The sequence below is a fragment of the Saccharopolyspora sp. SCSIO 74807 genome (genome assembly GCF_037023755.1).
Lineage (GTDB): Bacteria > Actinomycetota > Actinomycetes > Mycobacteriales > Pseudonocardiaceae > Saccharopolyspora_C > Saccharopolyspora_C galaxeae.
The window spans coordinates 2,321,256-2,337,161 of sequence record NZ_CP146100.1; the positions used below are offsets into that span (position 1 = coordinate 2,321,256).

The window sequence follows — 15,906 nt, forward strand, 5'->3', positions numbered from 1 at the left end:
GTCCTCCTCAGCGCTCTTCGCGGAACTCGACGTGCTCGCCGAGCACCGGGTCGTATTTGCGCAACCGCAGCCGTTCCGGGTTGTTGCGGCGGTTCTTCCTGGTCATGTACGTGAAGCCGGTTCCTGCGGTGGACCGCATCTTGATCACCGGACGGATCTCGGAGGCGGCCATCAGACGCGCTCCCCGCGGGCGCGCATCTCGGCGACGACCGACTCGATGCCGCGCTTGTCGATCGTCTTGACGCCCTTGGTGGACACCTGCAGCCGCACCCAGCGCCCTTCCGAGGGCAGCCAGTACCGGCGTCGCTGCACGTTCGGCAGCCAGCGCCGGTTGGTTCGCACGTGCGAGTGGGAAACCTGCTTGCCGTAGCCGGGTTTCTTCCCGGTCACCTGGCAGCGGACGGACACGGAGACCTCCTGGTAACGACATCCATTTTCAACAAGAGTACCGTGTCCACCGGACCAGATGAAAACCATTCCCGATTGGGGCCGCACGTGGGAACCGAAGCCGAGCCGTCCCGAGTCCCGCTGACCGTGATCACGGGGGTGCACGCCGAACACCTCGCGCGGATCGCCAGGGCCGCCGCCGACGACGACCCGCAGGGCACCGCGCTCGTGCACCACGACTTGCGCGAGATCGCCCACGGCGTGGTCCGCCGCCACCTCCGGCAGGGCGACTCGGACCAGGTCACCGCGCTGGAACTGGCGCACGGCTGCGTGTCCTGCACGCTGCGCGAGGACTTCCTGCCGCTGCTGCGGCGGCTGGCCGCGGCGCCCGACGTGCGACGGATCGTGGTGCAGCTGGACCCGTCGGTGGAGCCGGAGGCGATCTGCTGGGCGATGGAGCACGTCCTGGTCGGTGAGTCCCCGGTCGTCGAGGACGTCGAGCTGCGCGCGGTCGTCGCGGCGGTCGACCTGCCGAGCTGGCTCGACGACGCCGGTGGGGACGAGCCGCTGCACGAGCGCGGGCTCAGCGGCAGCCCGGACGACGAGCGAACCGTCGCTCAGGTCGCGGTCGGCCAGGTCGAGTTCGCCGATGCCGTGGTGTTCGCCGGCGAGACCGACCGTTGGCAGCAGGTGCGCACCGAGGCGGTCGTCGACCGGCTCACTCCGCTCGCGCCGACCACCGCTCTCGGCCGGCTGGACCTGCCGGAGCTGCTGCGGCGCATCCCGGACAACGCGCGGCGCGGCGAGGTCGACGGCCCGCACGGGCAGCTGCTGCGCGGGCAACCGTCCATGGAGACCGACGCGGGCGTGTCGCTGCTGCTGTTCGAGGAACGCCGCCCGTTCCACCCGGAGCGGCTGCACCAGGCGCTGGACGTGCTGCTGCAAGGCGTCGTGCGCACCCGCGGCCGCGCGTGGGTGGCGAGCCAGCCGGACATCGCGCTGTGGCTGGAATCCGCCGGTGGCGGCATGCGGGTGGGCCACGCGGGGCCGTGGCTGGCCTCGCAAGCTGGCCCGCAGTGGTCCGAGCTGGACTCCGAGCAGCAGCTCAAAGCCTCGCTGAACTGGGACGAAGACTACGGCGACCGGATGCAGGAACTCGTCGTGATCGCGCACGAGGCCGATCCCGGCGAGATCCGGCAGGCGCTGCTCGGCGCGGTGCTCACCGACGACGAGATCGCCGAGGGGCAACCGGCGTGGCGCCACTACCCGGACCCGTTCGGCGAATGGCACGAGGACCCGTGCGAGGACCCCGCCGAGGGCGAGCAAGAACCGGCCTCGCAGGAGCGCCGCAACCAATGACCCGCGAACGCGGAACCGAAGTGAGGAGGCAAGCGTGAAACCGAACATCCACCCCGACTACGGCCCGGTGGTCTACCAGGACCGCAACACCGGCAAGCAGTTCCTGATGCAGTCCACCGCCACCTCGGAGCACACCACCACCTGGGAGGACGGCGGCACCTACCCGCTGGTCGTCGTGGACGTCTCCGCGGACTCGCACCCGTTCTGGACCGGCACCCAGCAGGTTCTGGACACCGAGGGACGTGTGGAGAAGTTCCGCCGCCGCTACGGCGGCCGAACCCGCTGAGGAGGAAGCGATGGCGGTCCCCAAGCAGAAGAAGCCCCGCAGCAAGACCCGGCAGCGGCGTTCGCAGTGGAAGGCGAGCGCGCCCGAGCTGGTGCCGGTCGTCGTGGACGGCGAGCGCAAGCTCGTGCCGCGGCGCCTGGTGCGCTATTTCCAGCAGCGCTGAACCCGCCTGCGGCCCCGCTCGTCACGGCTTTCCGGGCGAGCGGGGCCGCGTCCGGCAGGTCCAGCGCGGGATCGATCACATCGGGTCCGCGGTCGCGGCGTGCTTCTCAGCTCCCTCTCAGGGCTCCGAGGAACACTGTCGGTATGCGCATCCTCGTCGTCGACGACGACCGTGCCGTGCGCGAGTCCTTGCGCCGCTCGTTGCAGTTCAACGGGTACCAGGTGGAACTCGCCGCGGATGGTCAGCAGGCACTCGACTGGTTGGCCGACCAGCGACCCGACGCGATGGTGCTGGACGTGATGATGCCGCGGCTGGACGGCCTGGAGGTCGCCCGCAGGCTGCGCAGCACCGGCGACGACCTGCCGATCCTGGTGCTCACCGCGCGCGACGCGGTCTCCGACCGGGTCGCCGGGCTGGACGCGGGCGCCGACGACTACCTGCCCAAGCCCTTCGCGCTGGAGGAACTGCTGGCGCGGGTGCGCGCGCTGCTGCGGCGCGCATCTCCGCCGGAGGCCGACGGCGGCGAAGGACCCGCCGCGCTGCACTTCGCCGACCTGGACCTCGATCCCGGCACCCGCGAAGTGCGCCGCGGCGACCGGCCGATCAGCCTCACCCGCACCGAGTTCGCGCTGCTGGAACTGCTCATGGCGCACCCCAAGCAGGTGCTCACCCGCAGTCGGCTGCTGGAGGACGTGTGGGGCTACGACTTCCCGACCTCCGGCAACGCGCTGGAGGTCTACGTCGGATACTTGCGCCGCAAGACCGAAGCCGAAGGTGAACCCCGCTTGATCCACACCGTGCGGGGCGTCGGTTACGTGCTGCGCGAGACCCCGCCGTGACCGCGCCCGAACCACCGCCCGAGGAGGGCGACGCCCAGCCCAAAGGTGGCTCGCTGCAAGGCGTTTCGCTGCGCAACCGGGTCACGCTGCTCGCCGCGCTGTGCGTGGCCGGAGCGGTCGCGCTGGTGTCGCTCGGCGCCTTCTACACGGTGCGGGACAGCCTGTACGAGCAGCTCGACGACAACCTGACCCGCCGTGCCGCGGAAGCCGCCGCCGGGCCGCTGATCAGCGCCCCCGGGATGCAGAGCGTGCCGCTGGCGTTCTACTCCGCGGCGAACCTGCAGATCAGCCTGCTCGCGCCGAACGGCTCGGACATCGCGCCGGGCAAACGCCCGCCGACCGGCGTGCTGGAGCTGGCCGTCGCGCAGGACAAGCTGCCCCGCTCGGTCCGCACCGACGAGGGCAGCAACAGCCGCGTCGTGGCGGTGCCCGCGGACAACGGCGCGCTGGTGATGTCGCAGTCGCTGGTTTCGACGAAGGCGACGCTGGCGCAGCTGAGCCTGGTGCTGGTGGTGATCAGCGGTGCGGGCATCCTGCTCGCCGCCGCGGCGGGAACGGCGGTGGCCAGCGCCGGGCTGCGGCCGGTGCAGCGGCTCACCGCGGCCACGGAGCGGGTGGCGCTGACCGGTGATCTGCGGCCGATCCCGGTGTCCGGGGACGACGAGCTGGCCCGGCTGACCATTTCGTTCAACGGGATGCTCGGCGCCCTCGCCGAATCGCAGGAGCGCCAGCGCAGGCTCGTCGCCGACGCCGGGCACGAGCTGCGCACCCCGCTGACCTCGCTGCGCACCAACCTCGAACTGCTCATGGCCGCCGCCCAGCCGGGCGCGCCAACGTTGTCCGAGGAGGACCGCGAGGAGATGTTCGCCGACGTGCGCGGCCAGATCACCGAGCTGTCCGCGCTGGTCGGCGACCTGGTGGAGCTGGCGCGGGAGGACGCTCCGCAGGCGGTGCACGAGCCGGTCGAGCTGGTCGACGTGGTGGAACGGGCGCTGAGCCGGGCGCGGCGGCGCGCGGGCTCGGTGGAGTTCGACGTGCGGCTGCAGCCGTGGACCTTGCCGGGCGATGCCACCGCCCTGGAACGCGCGGTGCTGAACTTGCTGGACAACGCCGCGAAGTGGAGCCAGGACGGCGGACGGGTGCGGGTCGAGCTGCATCCGGACGGGCAGGGCTCTGCGGCGCTGGAGGTCGCCGACAGCGGGCCGGGCATCGCCGAGGGCGACCGGCCGCACGTCTTCGAGCGGTTCTACCGCTCGTCGCACGCGCGCACGCTGCCCGGTTCCGGGCTCGGGCTCTCGATCGTCAAGCAGGTCGCCGAGCGGCACGGCGGCAGCGTGTGGGCCGGGCCCGCGCCGGAAGGCGGCGCGCTGTTGCGGATGATGTTGCCCGGTGGGCTCGGCTGACCGAGCGGTTGCCCGGTTCGGCCGATAATCCAACAGCACCGAACACGGTTGGTGATCAGTTCGGCCGAACACCCGGATTTTTCGTTCGGGTAGTTGCGGGTAGTGTTGTTTCGTGTTGACTTGATGGACTCAAGCTCACTGCTCAGGACACAGCGCCCGGTTCCTGCCGGGCCGGATGGGACGGGTGGAGTGCTCGCGCGGCAACGCCAGGAAGTGATCCTCGACGAAGTGCGCCGCACCGGCGCCGTGCAGGTCAGCGAACTCGTGCTGCGGCTCGGCGTGTCGGACATGACCATCCGGCGGGACCTGGACGCGCTGGCCAGGCAGGGCCTGGTGGAGAAGGTCTACGGCGGCGCTACCTCCACGCTGGGGCGCAGCACCGACGAACCCGGCTTCGAAGCCAAATCGGTGCGCCAGCTCGCCGAGAAGGAAGCCATCGCGGCCGTCGCGGCAGGCATGGTCCGGCCCGGCACCGCGATCGGGCTGTCCGCGGGCACCACCACGTGGACGCTGGCCAGGCACCTGGACGACATCCCGGACCTGACCGTGGTGACGAACTCGGTGCGGGTCGCCGACGTGCTCCAGCAGCGCGGCCGGGCCGACCGGACCGTGGTGCTCACCGGCGGCGTGCGCACTCCTTCGGACGCGCTGGTCGGCCCGGTCGCGGTGCAGGCGCTGCGCTCGCTGCACCTGGACCTGGTGTTCCTCGGCGTGCACGGCATGGCGCCGCGGGCCGGCTTCACCACGCCGAACCTGAACGAGAGCGAGGCGAACCGGGCGCTGGCCGAGGCGGCCAGCCGGCTGGTCGTGGTCGCCGATCACGCCAAGTGGTCGACCGTGGGCATCTCCACGATCGTCGACTTCGCCGAGGTCGACGTGCTGATCAGCGACGACGGCCTGCCCGCGGACGCCAGGCAGGTGCTGTCCGAGCAGGTGCACGAGCTGGTGATCGCCGAACCCGCGGCCGGGCTCAAGGCCGATCAGCACGCCGGGGCCGGTGCGGGTGAGTCCTCGTCTGCGGGGTCCGGGCCAGCGGAATCCGGCGCAGCGGAATCCGGCTCAGCAGAACCCGGTTCGTCGGATTCCATCCCGGCTGATGCAGGCAGAGCCGATTCAGTCCCGGCCGATTCCGGCTCGGCCGGTGCGAGCCCGGCTGGCCCCGGCACCGAACAGGAGGTCGCGCGGTGAAGCGCACGCTTCGGCACCTGGCCGACGGCAGGGAGATCATCTACTTCGACTCCGACGAGGCGCCGCCCCGCGCGGCCGAGGACACCCGCGAGCTGCCACCGCGCCCGCCGGTTTCGGAGATGCGCCGCGACCCGCTCACCGGCGAGTGGGTCTCGATGGCCGCGCACCGGCAGAGCCGCACCTACAAGCCGCCGGCCGACCAGTGCCCGCTGTGCCCGAGCGCGCCGGGCCGCGCGACCGAGATCCCGGAGTCCGACTACGGCGTCGCGGTCTTCGAGAACCAGTTCCCCTCGTTCGCCGCCGCACCCGCCGACACGTCCGAAGTGCCGGAGATGCCGATGGTGCCCACCGGATCGGCGCGCGGGCGCTGCGAGGTCGTGTGCTTCACCTCCGATCACCACACCTCGTTCGGCCAGCTCACGCCCGCGCAGGTGCGCACCGTGGTGGAGGCGTGGGCGGACCGCACGGCCGAACTGTCCGCGGTGCCCGGCGTCGAGCAGGTGTTCTGCTTCGAGAACCGGGGCGAAGAGATCGGCGTGACGCTGCACCACCCGCACGGCCAGATCTACGGCTACCCGTTCGTCACGCCGAAGACGGACCGGATGTTGCGCGTCGCCGAGCAGTACCGAGCCGAGCACGGCAGGCCGCTGCTCGGCGATGTGCTGGCCGGTGAGCGCGCTTCCGGGCGGCGCGTGCTGGTCGACTCCGAGCACTGGACCGCGTTCGTGCCCGCCGCGGCGCGCTGGCCGGTGGAGGTGCACGTCGTGCCCCGGCGGCAGGTGCCCGACCTGGTGGCCCTGACCGATGCCGAGCGGGACGACTTCGCGGTGACCTACCTCGAATTGCTGCGTCGGCTGGACGGCCTCTACGACCGGCCGCTGCCGTACATCGCCGCCTGGCACCAGGCGCCGGTCCGCACCGGGCGGGACCTGTCGTGGCTGCACCTGGAGGTGTTCTCGGTGCTGCGGTCCGCGGACAAGCTCAAGTACCTCGCCGGGTCGGAGTCCGGAATGGCGGTGTGGATCAACGACGTGACTCCGGAGCAGATCGCCGACCGGCTCAAGGCGATCTGAGCGCCTCCTGCCGCGCCGCCCGCCGAGTCGACTGCTGCGTCGATACGCTGCGTGAACTGCCTCGTTCCCGACTGGGCGGATGAGCTTGCGCATCGTGTTGAATTTCCGTTGCTCGTCCACAGGGGGGTCTCAGGTGCCTCTCAGCTCGATGCCCCAAAGTGGGAAACATGAGCGACACGCCCCAGCGCGGTTCGGGCGAGCAACCCGAGGAGCCGCAGCAGCAGGCAGCAGGCGAAACGGACGCGCCGAAAGCCTCCGCCGACACTCCGCCGGCGGGGTTTTCCGAGCAGCACACCACGCAGTCGCAGACCTCGGCCGGTGACGCCTACGGCGCAACCGGTGGCGAGCAGAGCGGGCGGTCCGGCACCGGTGCGCAGGGCCAGCAGTACGGGGCGGCCCAGCAGGGAACCGGGCGGCCGGACAGGCCCGATGCGGGCCAGGCCGGCACCGATCAGATCGGTACGGGGCCGTACGGCACCGAGCAGTACGGGGGCGGGCCGTACGGCGCCGGGCAGCACGGCGTCGGCCAAGCCGGAACCGGGGAATACGGCGCCGGCCAGTCCGGCATCGGGCAGTACGGCACCGTCCAGTACCCGCAGTACCCCGGAACTCAATCTGGCGCCGCTGCTTACGGCGCGCAGGAACCGGGTATCGGCGGCGCTCCCAGTGGGCACTACCCGTATATGGGGACACCGCCGAACCAAGGTTGGCAGCAGCAACCGCACCCGCCGATGGGTGCGGTTCCGGTGCAGCAGGAACGCCGCAGGCGGCGGGGCTCGACGGTCGGGGTGGCGCTCGGCGGCGCCCTGCTCATCGGCCTGCTCGGTGGTGGCATCGGCGGGTACGTCGGCTACCACTTCGGCAGCAACAACGGCTCTTCCGCGGTCACGAGCCTCGAGCAGCAGCCACCGGCGCGCAGCGCCAGCAACGCCCCGCAGGGCTCCGTGCAAGGCGTGGCGCAGAAGGTCCTGCCGAGCGTTGTGCAGCTGCAGATCCAGAGCGCCGAAGGATCCGGTGAGGGCTCGGGCATCGTGCTCAGCCCGGACGGCTACATCCTCACCAACTCGCACGTCGCGCAAAGCGCCCAGCAAGGACGGCTGACCGCGGTGTTCAGCGACAGCCGAACCGCGTCGGTGCGGGTCATCGGCTCGGACCCGAGTTCGGACCTGGCGGTGGTGAAGGCGGACATCAACGGCTTGCAGCCTGCCGATCTCGGCCGTTCCGACGATCTGCCGGTCGGCGCTCCGGTGGTGGCCATCGGCTCGCCGTTCGGCCTTTCCGGAACCGTGACCAGCGGCATCATCAGCGCCAAGAACCGGGCCGTGCGCGCGGGCGGGCAGAGCGGTGACCAGTCGAGCGTGCTCAACGCGCTGCAGACCGACGCCGCGATCAACCCGGGCAACTCGGGCGGGCCGCTGGTCGACATGGACGGGCGCGTCGTGGGCATCAACTCGGCGATCTACAGCCCCGGGTCCAGCCAGGAGCAGGGCGGCTCGGTCGGTCTCGGCTTCGCCATCCCGATCGATCACGCCAAGCGCATCGCGACCGAGCTGAAGAACACCGGCTCGGCCACGCACACCACGCTCGGCGTCGGCATCGTCTCGGCGAACCAGCCCGGAGCCCTGGTGCGCACCGTCGCCCCGGGCGGAGCCGCGCAGCGAGCCGGTGTCCAGCCGGGCCAGCTGATCACCAAGTTCGACGGCCGCACCATCGAGGACGCCGACTCGCTGATCGCCGCGGTGCGCTCGCACACGCCCGGCCAGAAGGTCCCGATGACCACGGTCTCCCCGAACGGCGGCGGTGAGCAGACCGTGGAGGTCGTGCTCACCGGCGAGAAGCGCTGACGCGAACCGGCCCGGCCACCAGCCGCGGCCGCCCCGACCCGTGCCCCCACCGGGGCAGGTTGAACAAGGAGGACCCGTCCGATGTCCGAACGCAACGGCACCGTTCTGCCCGGCGACCGGATACGCCTGGTCGAACCCGAAGGGTCACTCGATCTCAACGACGAATTCCTTGCCACTACGGTGAACGACATGGAACGCAGCGCGCAGCGGCTGGGACGCGCCCTGGTGGTCGTGGTGGACGACCGGGTCGCGCGGGGCGAGCAGGAGGACAGCATCGGTCTGCTGGTGACCGAACTGCTGGAGGAGGCCGGATTCATCGTGGACGGCAGCGTCGCGGTGGCCGGTGAGACGGTGGACATCCGAAACGCGCTGAACACCGCGGTGATCGGCGGGGTGGACGTGGTGATCACGGTCGGCGGCACCGGAGTGTCGCCGCGGGACGTGACACCGGATGCGACTTCCGGGGTGCTGGACATGCCGGTGCCGGGCATCGCCGAGGCGCTGCGGGCATCCGGGCTGGCGGCCGGGGCGGTCGACGCCGGGGTGTCCCGCGGGTTGGCCGGGGTTTCCGGCAGCACGCTGGTGGTCAACTTGGCCGGTTCGCGGGCCGCGGTCCGCGACGGGATGGCGACGCTGTCCCCGCTGGTCACGCACGTGATCGAGCAGCTGTCCGGACTCGAATCGGCCTGATCCCCGCCCGCGGTGGGCGGGACGTACAAAACGGTGGCGGCACCCGCTCGGGTGCCGCCACCGTGCTGTTCGCGGTCGGTTCCGGCTCAGCTGCCGGAGGGCTTGTCCGGCCCGGAAGGCTTGTCAGGGCCGGAGCCGGATTCGCCGGACGACTTGCCGTCCTGCCCGTCCGGCTTGGCCTGCCCGTCCCGCTTGAGCATGCCCTCGACCTTGCCGCTGACGTTCTCGATCTGGTCGTGGTACTTGCCGCCGGTAGCCTTGTCCACGCTCGACTTGGCGGCGTCCAGCCCCTTGGCGGCGTTCGGCCCGGCCTTCTCGGCGAACTCGCCTGCTTTGCCCTTGGCCTGGTTGGCCAGGTCCTTGGCCTTGTCCACGAAACTCATCGGCTGCCTCCGCTTCGACGCTGCCCGGCCGGTGGTAGCAGGTGCCGCGAGCCGGTGCTCGTCGCGGCCCGGCGTGTCCGTGCCGTCACCGGGTGTTTCCCGATATTCCCATGGTGACATCGTGATCTTGGCGGAGGAAGCGACCCGCCTCCCGGCGCTTCCGCGGTCGCCGCGATGGGGGACGATGGTGGCGTGACCGACGACGAACGGCGGCGTCAGCGGCGACTCGCGGAGATCTTCGGCGAGGTGCTGCCGGAGACGACCTCCGACGAGCAGAGCGCCTCCGAGTCCGGCGCGGACGCCGCGCGGGACTCCGACCGCTGGTACGCGGAGAACCGCCCACCCCACCACGGCGGCTGAGCTACCCGCGTACGGCCGACGCGCCGCGTGCCGCCCGCATCGGGCCGAAGGCCGTCGACCACGCCGCGGTGCTGCACGCCGAGGCTGCCGGACGCCGTCCGCGCCCACTCGAATCGCAGCCTCAGTTCTTGCTGCCGTTCCCGTTCGAGCTCTTGGAGGCCGAAGCGGACGTGCTCGCGGTCGCCGCCTCGCCGTCGCCGCCCTTGGTCGTCTCGTCGTCCGCCAGCCCCTTGATGGCAGGCAGGCCCTGCTCCTTGCGCAGCAGGTCCCGGATCTCCAGCAGGAGCTCCGCCTCGGTCGGGTCGACCGACTCCTCCGTGCCCTTCTTGCGCCGCTCCTGGATCTTCTGCATCGGCAGCACGAACAGGAAGTAGACCACCGCGGCGGTGATCAGGAAGGTGATCACCGCGTTGATCACGAGCGAGAAGTCGATCTTCGACGACTCGTTGCCCTTGACCAGCTGGATCGTCAGGCCGTCCACCTGGGCACCGCCCGCGGAGGCGATCACCGGCCGGATGATGCTGTTCGTGACCGCGGTGACCAGTGCCGTGAAGGCACTGCCGACGACGACCGCCACCGCGAGGTCGATGACGTTGCCCCGCATGAGGAAGTCCTTGAAGCCCTTGAGCACGGCACGCTCCTTCTTCGATCGAGATGCCCGGGGCCGTCCCGGGCCGGTAGGCGCGGCGGAAGCCGTCCGTCCGCTCGGCCCTACGTCTGCTCAGCGCAGCGTAACGGTCACCGATCGGGTCAGTGACGCTCCTGCCACTGCCGGGGCGCGTTGCTCCGGCAGCCCGACTACCACGAGTCGTCCCTGATCGGGGCCGCTGCCCGCAGGGCGGACGGCGAGCACCGGTACCCGCTCGGCCAGCACTGATCCGGTATCGGACCGAGTGGGGATCGTGACGATGTCCACCCGGGTGCCGGAGCGCAGCAGGTCGGCGACGGCCGGGTCGGCCAGCCTGATCGGCACCGCGACGTGGTCCTCCCGCCCGGTGGTGATCCTGGTCAGCTCCGGCCCGGTGAAGCGCACGTCGGTCAACGGCTCACCGCCGCGCGAGGCGCCGCCGAGCGTGCGTCCGCGGGCCGCGGCGACCTCGCGCACCGCTCCGCGCGGCACCGCATCTGCGGGCAGCGCCCGCTGCGCCAGGTCCGAGTCCGTCAGTACGTGCCCCGGCGCGAGGTCGTGCGCGGCCACCACGACCCGGACCCGGTCATCCGGCGGAGCGGACTCCGGCCGCACCGCGAGCAGCAACGCGAGCACGATCAGCATCCCCGCGGCCGCTCGGCGGGCGAACAGCACGCGAGCACCGTGCAGCCAGGGAAGCCGGGCCGAGACCCGGTCCCGCCACGTCGGTTCGAGCGAGAGCTCCTTCCGCCGTCTCCGGCGCATCCCGCGTCGCCGGTTCCCGCCGGAGCCCGCCTTCCCGCTGGGACCCGCCTTCCCACCGGAACCCGGGTTCCCGCTCGCACCGCTACCTCGCCCGCTCATGTCGCCCCCTGCGTCGTTGACCACCTGTGATCGACGCTAGAAGAGCCGGGAACCGGCGGGCAGGGTCAAATCCGGAATCTGTGGATGAACCGGCAGCCTGTGGACAACTCGGCCGCGGGTGAGCATCGAAAATCGCCGACCGCTGCAAGCGATCGGCGATTCGGCAACTGCTGCGAGTTCAGTGCTGCGACTGCAGCGTTGCGAGCTCGAACGCGGCGAGCTCAGGTGCCGCGAGCTGCGGCCCCAGTCAGGACGCCGCGGTCGCGGTGGACGAGCTCGAAGAACTCGAGGACGACGAGGAACTCGCCGACGAGTCCGAACCGGAGCTCTTCGACTCCGAAGAGCCGGAACCCGAAGACGACGATCCGGAAGACGAATCCGACGAGCCGGACGAGCCGGACGACGACGAATCCGACGAACCGGTCGAGCCGGAGTTCGACCGGTTGTCCGTGCGGTAGAACCCGCTGCCCTTGAACACGATGCCCACGGCGTTGAACAGCTTCCGCAGCCTGCCCTCGCACTCGGGGCACTCCGTCAGCGAATCCTCGCTGAACGACTGCACCGTCTCGAAGCGGTGCTCGCACTCGGTGCAGGCGTACTGGTACGTGGGCACGGCGGTCAACCTCCGGGCGTTCATGGTATTGGCACTCGAGCGGACAGAGTGCCAACCCGATGATGCGCCAAATCGGGTGCCCAGCGCAAACACTCCTACGTCACACGACGTCCGAGATCGGCGTCGGCAGCCAGCTGCACAACGCCCCGACCAGGCGTCATGACCGCGTGCAGCCGCACGTCGTGCGGCTCGCCCGGCAGCGAATCCACGAATTCCTCGTCCCGGACCACGCCGATCAGCACCGCGTCCGGCGCTGCCGACGGCAACGACCGGTCGTAGTGACCAGCGCCCCGGCCCAGCCGGACACCGCGCAGGTCCACGCCCAGAGCCGGTACCAGCACCGCATCCGCCGCGGAGATCGCCGCCTGGCCGAGCCGGGCGCCGACCGGCTCCAGCAAGCCGTACTCGGCTCTCCGGAGCGAATCGGCGCCGGTGTAGTCCGCCCACTCCAGCGGCTCGGCGCCGACGACCACCGGCAGCAGCACGCGCCAACCGGATTCCCGCAGGGCGTCCAGCATCGCCAGCGATCCCGGTTCGCCGCGCACCGGCACGTAACCGGCCACCACACCGGGCTTGCGCCGGGCGGCCCAGCTCAGCACCGCCGCCCGCAGCGCCTCCGCCTCCGCTGATCGTGTGGTCTCGGCGCTGGACCGCCGGAGTTCGCCCAGCTCGCGCCGCCACTGCGTCTTGGCTTCCCGTAGTTCTCCCAGCGAGGTCACAGCTCCACTGTAGGCCCGGCCGATAGGCTCCGGGACCATGAACAGCGCTGCCAGCAACCCCGCGACCGCTGCATTCCGCACCGCGATCGTGCCCGCTGCGGGCCTCGGCACGAGGTTCCTGCCGACCACGAAATCCGTCCCCAAGGAACTGCTGCCGATCGTCGACACCCCGGGGATCGAACTGGTGGCCACCGAGGCCGCCGAGGCGGGCGCGGACCGGCTACTGATCGTCACCTCACCGGACAAGCAGGCCGTGGCCGACTACTTCCAGCCGGCCCCGGAGCTGGAGGGGACGTTGCGCGACCGCGGAAAGGACACCCTGCTGCAGAAGGTGCAGCGCGGCCCCGGCCTGATCACCGCGGAAACCGCGCTGCAGGAGAGCGCCCTCGGGCTCGGGCACGCCGTCGGATGCGCTGAACCGAAGCTCGGCCCGGACGATGACGCGGTCGCCGTCCTGCTGCCCGATGACCTGGTCCTGCCCCACGGGGTCCTGAGCAAGATGGCCGAAGCCCGGGCGCGGTACGGCGGAAGCGTGCTGTGCGCGTTCGACGTCCCGCCCGAGCAGGTTGCCTCCTACGGCGTGTTCCAGGTGGCCGACACCGGCGAGGAGGACGTCAAGCAGGTCCACGGCATGGTCGAGAAGCCCGCGCCGGAGCAAGCCCCCTCGAACCTAGCCGCGGCCGGGCGGTACCTGCTGGATCGCGCGGTGTTCGACGCGCTCAAGCGCATCGAACCCGGTGCCGGAGGTGAGTTGCAGCTCACCGATGCCGTAGCGTTGCTGATCTCGGAGGGTCATCCGGTGCACGTCGTGGTGCACCGCGGAGACCGACACGACTTGGGAAATCCTGGCGGTTTCCTGAAAGCTGCGGTGGACTTCGCGCTGGAGGATTCCGAGTACGGGCCGGGCCTGCGGGACTGGCTCGGCAAGAGGTTGAACAGGAGCTGAGGACTCGCGGCCTCGGCTCCGCGCGGAAGAGGTCGAGTGCCATGAGGTCAGTGGACGAACAGCTCGCGCGAGTCCTCGCCGCCGCCGTGCGGCCCTCTCCGGTCCGCGTGGCGATCTCGGAGGCGCAGGGACTGCTGTGCGCCGAGGAAGTCGTGGCCGGGCAAGCGCTGCCCGGGTTCGACCAGGCCGCGGTGGACGGCTACGCGGTGCGCAGCGTGGACGTGCGGACCGACGACGGCGAAGCTCCGGTGCTGCCCGTGGTCGGCGAGATAACGTCCGGTTCGCGGCAGCCGCGCAGGCTGCAGCCGGGGCAAGCGGTCCGGGTCGCCACCGGCGCCCCGCTGCCCACGCTCGCGGACGCGGTCGTCCCGTTGGAGCAAACCGACGAGCACCCGGCGAAGGTCACGGTGCGCGAGGGCGTGCCGTCGGCGGCGTTCGTGCGCCGCACCGGGGAGGACGTGCAGACCGGTGACGTGGCGGTGCGCCGCGGCTCGGCGATCGGCTCCGCGCAGGTGGGGCTGCTCGCCGCGGTCGGCAGGGACAAGGTGCTGGTGCACCCGCGCCCGCGCGTCTCGGTGATCTCGCTGGGCGAGGAGCTCGTCGACGTCGACCGCACGCCGGGGCAGGGGCAGGTCTACGACGTCAACTCGTATGCGCTGGCCGCCGCGGCTCGCGACGCCGGCGCCGAGGTGACCCGCGTCGGCATCGTCGGCATCGACCCGAAGCGGTTGCGCGAGGTGATCGAGGGCCGGTTGCTGCTGTCCGAGATCGTCGTGATCGCGGGCGGCATCGGCGGCGCGGTGGGTGCCGAGGTGCGCGCGGCGCTGTCCGATCTCGGCGAGCTCGACACCACTCGGGTCGCGATGCACCCGGGTTCGATGCAGGGCTTCGGCCGGCTCGGACCGGACGAGGTGCCGACGTTCCTGATGCCGGGCAACGCGGTCAGCGCCCTCGTGCTGTTCGAGGTCCTGGTGCGTCCGCTGATCCGCGCAGCGCTGGGGCGCGAGAACCCGCACCGGCGCACCGTGACCGCGAACCTGCTGTCCCCGGTGAGCTCGACGGCCGGGCGCCGCGGGTTCCTGCGCGGGCAGTTGCTGCGCGACCCGGAGACCGACTCCTACCTGGTGCAACCGCTGGGCACCTCCGGCTCGCACCTGCTGGCCTCGCTGGCCGAGGCGAACTGCCTGGTGCTGATCGACGAAGACGTCTCCGAGGTGTCCGCGGGCGAGGACGTGCAGATCCGCTTCCTGTCGCAGCGCGCCTGACCCGCGGCGACGATGGCCACGGATTCCGAGATCTTCGCCGGGCGGCATCCCGGCTGGCCGGCCCGCCCCGCTCCGCTGGCGGTGCGCGCGGGCGCGGTGGCGTTGCGCCCGCCCCGGCTGCGGGACGCCTCCGCGTGGAGCGGGCTGCGGTTGCAGGACCGGGACTACCTGCAGCGTTGGGAGCCGACGACGTTCGGTGATTGGCAAGACCGCAACGCGCTGCTGGCCTGGCCGGCCCAGTGGAGCGCGCTGCGCGGGCTGGCGCGGCGCGGTCAGGCGCTGCCGTTCGTGATCACCGTGGACGGCCGGTTCGCCGGGCAGCTCACCGTCGGCAACATCGTGCGCGGGGCGTTGCGCTCCGCGTGGGTCGGTTACTGGGTCGCGGCCGAGTGCGCCGGTGGGGGCGTTGCGACGGCCGCCGTGGCGATGGCGGTCGATCAGTGCTTCGGCCCGGCGGGGCTGCACCGGCTGGAGGCGACGGTGCGCCCGGAGAACGCGGCGAGCGTGCGGGTGCTGGAGAAGTCCGGGTTCCGCCGGGAAGGGCTGTTCGAGCGCTACCTCGACGTCGAAGGCGCTTGGCGCGATCACTACGTCTACGGGCTGACCACCGAGGACGTGCCGGGCGGCGCGGTGCGCGCGTTGGTTCGCGCCGGGTGGGCCGAACGCGCCTGAACCGCGGCGAGAGCTTCGTCACCGCGCCCGTCCGCGCACATCGCCCGATCGAGTGTATTTCCGCTGTTCACAGGCGTGCGCGGGCCGACACGCCGGTACATCATCTCCCGCCCGTGCGACCCCGCGTGCGTTTCTCTCGAGCGCAGGCGAAACGGAAACGAATCGGCGTGGCTCAGAGACAGATGTGACAGAAGTGGCTAGCGTGGCGATCGCAGAAGTGTGCG

General features: G+C 71.4%; 19 protein-coding genes and 2 pseudogenes. 14 read left to right on the plus strand and 7 right to left on the minus strand.

The features are described 5' to 3' along the window. Positions 1–7 precede the first annotated feature (7 nt). Both rpmG and rpmB read right to left on the minus strand, forming a co-directional pair. Positions 8–172, minus strand: coding sequence for a 50S ribosomal protein L33 (gene rpmG, locus V1457_RS10610; RefSeq protein WP_200069113.1), 165 nt, complete (start codon positions 170–172; stop codon positions 8–10). Continuing rightward, positions 172–408: a 50S ribosomal protein L28 gene (gene rpmB / locus V1457_RS10615; protein WP_200069114.1), complete on the minus strand. Its 237-nt coding sequence runs from the start codon at positions 406–408 to the stop codon at positions 172–174. The genes rpmG and rpmB overlap by 1 nt, the downstream gene beginning before the upstream one ends. Before the next feature lie 75 nt (positions 409–483). Between rpmB and mrf the strand changes: the two genes are divergently transcribed. The 9 genes and pseudogenes from mrf (at position 484) to V1457_RS10660 (ending at position 9,232) form a co-directional block, all read left to right on the plus strand. Continuing rightward, positions 484–1,746, plus strand: coding sequence for a ribosome hibernation factor-recruiting GTPase MRF (mrf, locus tag V1457_RS10620; RefSeq protein ID WP_233626964.1), 1,263 nt, complete (start codon positions 484–486; stop codon positions 1,744–1,746). Positions 1,747–1,780: 34 nt separating this feature from the next. After that, a complete protein-coding gene (locus V1457_RS10625) occupies positions 1,781–2,032 on the plus strand; it encodes a type B 50S ribosomal protein L31 (protein WP_200069115.1) in 252 nt (83 codons plus the stop codon). A gap of 10 nt (positions 2,033–2,042) precedes the next feature. After that, positions 2,043–2,195, plus strand: coding sequence for a 50S ribosomal protein L32 (gene rpmF, locus V1457_RS10630; RefSeq protein WP_200069116.1), 153 nt, complete (start codon positions 2,043–2,045; stop codon positions 2,193–2,195). Positions 2,196–2,338: 143 nt separating this feature from the next. Continuing rightward, positions 2,339–3,034, plus strand: coding sequence for a response regulator transcription factor (locus tag V1457_RS10635; protein WP_200069117.1), 696 nt, complete (start codon positions 2,339–2,341; stop codon positions 3,032–3,034). After that, positions 3,031–4,437 carry a sensor histidine kinase gene (locus V1457_RS10640; protein WP_407074760.1) on the plus strand — a complete coding sequence of 469 codons (1,407 nt, stop codon included), beginning with the start codon at positions 3,031–3,033 and terminating at the stop codon, positions 4,435–4,437. Before V1457_RS10635 ends, V1457_RS10640 begins: the two co-directional genes overlap by 4 nt. Positions 4,438–4,626: 189 nt before the next feature. Further along, positions 4,627–5,421 (plus strand): annotated as a pseudogene (locus tag V1457_RS10645) (DeoR/GlpR family DNA-binding transcription regulator); the annotation flags it as partial. A gap of 200 nt (positions 5,422–5,621) precedes the next feature. Continuing rightward, positions 5,622–6,698, plus strand: coding sequence for a galactose-1-phosphate uridylyltransferase (gene galT, locus V1457_RS10650; RefSeq protein WP_338603000.1), 1,077 nt, complete (start codon positions 5,622–5,624; stop codon positions 6,696–6,698). Positions 6,699–6,865: 167 nt separating this feature from the next. Then, on the plus strand, positions 6,866–8,542 hold the full coding sequence (locus tag V1457_RS10655; RefSeq protein WP_338603003.1) for a trypsin-like peptidase domain-containing protein: 1,677 nt from the start codon (positions 6,866–6,868) through the stop codon (positions 8,540–8,542). 189 nt (positions 8,543–8,731) lie between these two features. Continuing rightward, positions 8,732–9,232: a molybdenum cofactor biosynthesis protein B gene (locus V1457_RS10660; RefSeq protein ID WP_200069395.1), complete on the plus strand. Its 501-nt coding sequence runs from the start codon at positions 8,732–8,734 to the stop codon at positions 9,230–9,232. An 86-nt stretch (positions 9,233–9,318) separates the two neighbouring features. Here V1457_RS10660 and V1457_RS10665 read toward each other — a convergent pair whose 3' ends face one another. Next, the gene (locus V1457_RS10665) at positions 9,319–9,615 is read right to left on the minus strand and encodes an antitoxin (RefSeq protein WP_200069120.1); all 297 of its coding nucleotides are present in this window, start codon (positions 9,613–9,615) and stop codon (positions 9,319–9,321) included. Positions 9,616–9,807: 192 nt separating this feature from the next. On the opposite strand from V1457_RS10665, the gene V1457_RS10670 reads away from it, so the two are divergent. Then, on the plus strand, positions 9,808–9,975 hold the full coding sequence (locus V1457_RS10670; protein WP_233627172.1) for a hypothetical protein: 168 nt from the start codon (positions 9,808–9,810) through the stop codon (positions 9,973–9,975). 121 nt (positions 9,976–10,096) lie between these two features. Here V1457_RS10670 and mscL read toward each other — a convergent pair whose 3' ends face one another. Beyond that, positions 10,097–10,606: a large conductance mechanosensitive channel protein MscL gene (mscL, locus tag V1457_RS10675; RefSeq protein WP_200069122.1), complete on the minus strand. Its 510-nt coding sequence runs from the start codon at positions 10,604–10,606 to the stop codon at positions 10,097–10,099. Positions 10,607–10,696: 90 nt separating this feature from the next. Next, complete coding sequence (locus V1457_RS10680; RefSeq protein WP_295145124.1) at positions 10,697–11,278, minus strand: SAF domain-containing protein; 582 nt, start codon at positions 11,276–11,278, stop codon at positions 10,697–10,699. A gap of 455 nt (positions 11,279–11,733) precedes the next feature. Between V1457_RS10680 and V1457_RS30585 the strand changes: the two genes are divergently transcribed. Next, the gene (locus V1457_RS30585; RefSeq protein WP_374220927.1) at positions 11,734–11,925 is read left to right on the plus strand and encodes a hypothetical protein; all 192 of its coding nucleotides are present in this window, start codon (positions 11,734–11,736) and stop codon (positions 11,923–11,925) included. Between the two features lie 14 nt (positions 11,926–11,939). On the opposite strand, the pseudogene V1457_RS30590 reads toward V1457_RS30585, so the two are convergent. Next, positions 11,940–12,104 (minus strand): annotated as a pseudogene (locus V1457_RS30590) (FmdB family zinc ribbon protein); the annotation flags it as partial. A gap of 71 nt (positions 12,105–12,175) precedes the next feature. Further along, positions 12,176–12,799, minus strand: a complete 624-nt coding sequence (locus V1457_RS10690) for a 5-formyltetrahydrofolate cyclo-ligase (RefSeq protein ID WP_307849936.1) — start codon at positions 12,797–12,799, stop codon at positions 12,176–12,178. Positions 12,800–12,836: 37 nt separating this feature from the next. Between V1457_RS10690 and V1457_RS10695 the strand changes: the two genes are divergently transcribed. Genes V1457_RS10695 through V1457_RS10705 form a run of 3 tightly spaced genes read left to right on the plus strand, consistent with a single transcriptional unit; the run spans position 12,837 to position 15,682 of the window. Continuing rightward, complete coding sequence (locus tag V1457_RS10695; RefSeq protein WP_200069125.1) at positions 12,837–13,745, plus strand: UTP--glucose-1-phosphate uridylyltransferase; 909 nt, start codon at positions 12,837–12,839, stop codon at positions 13,743–13,745. Positions 13,746–13,786: 41 nt separating this feature from the next. Next, the gene (gene glp / locus V1457_RS10700; protein WP_200069126.1) at positions 13,787–15,010 is read left to right on the plus strand and encodes a gephyrin-like molybdotransferase Glp; all 1,224 of its coding nucleotides are present in this window, start codon (positions 13,787–13,789) and stop codon (positions 15,008–15,010) included. 12 nt (positions 15,011–15,022) lie between these two features. After that, positions 15,023–15,682: a GNAT family N-acetyltransferase gene (locus tag V1457_RS10705; RefSeq protein WP_200069127.1), complete on the plus strand. Its 660-nt coding sequence runs from the start codon at positions 15,023–15,025 to the stop codon at positions 15,680–15,682. Positions 15,683–15,906: the final 224 nt, after the last annotated feature.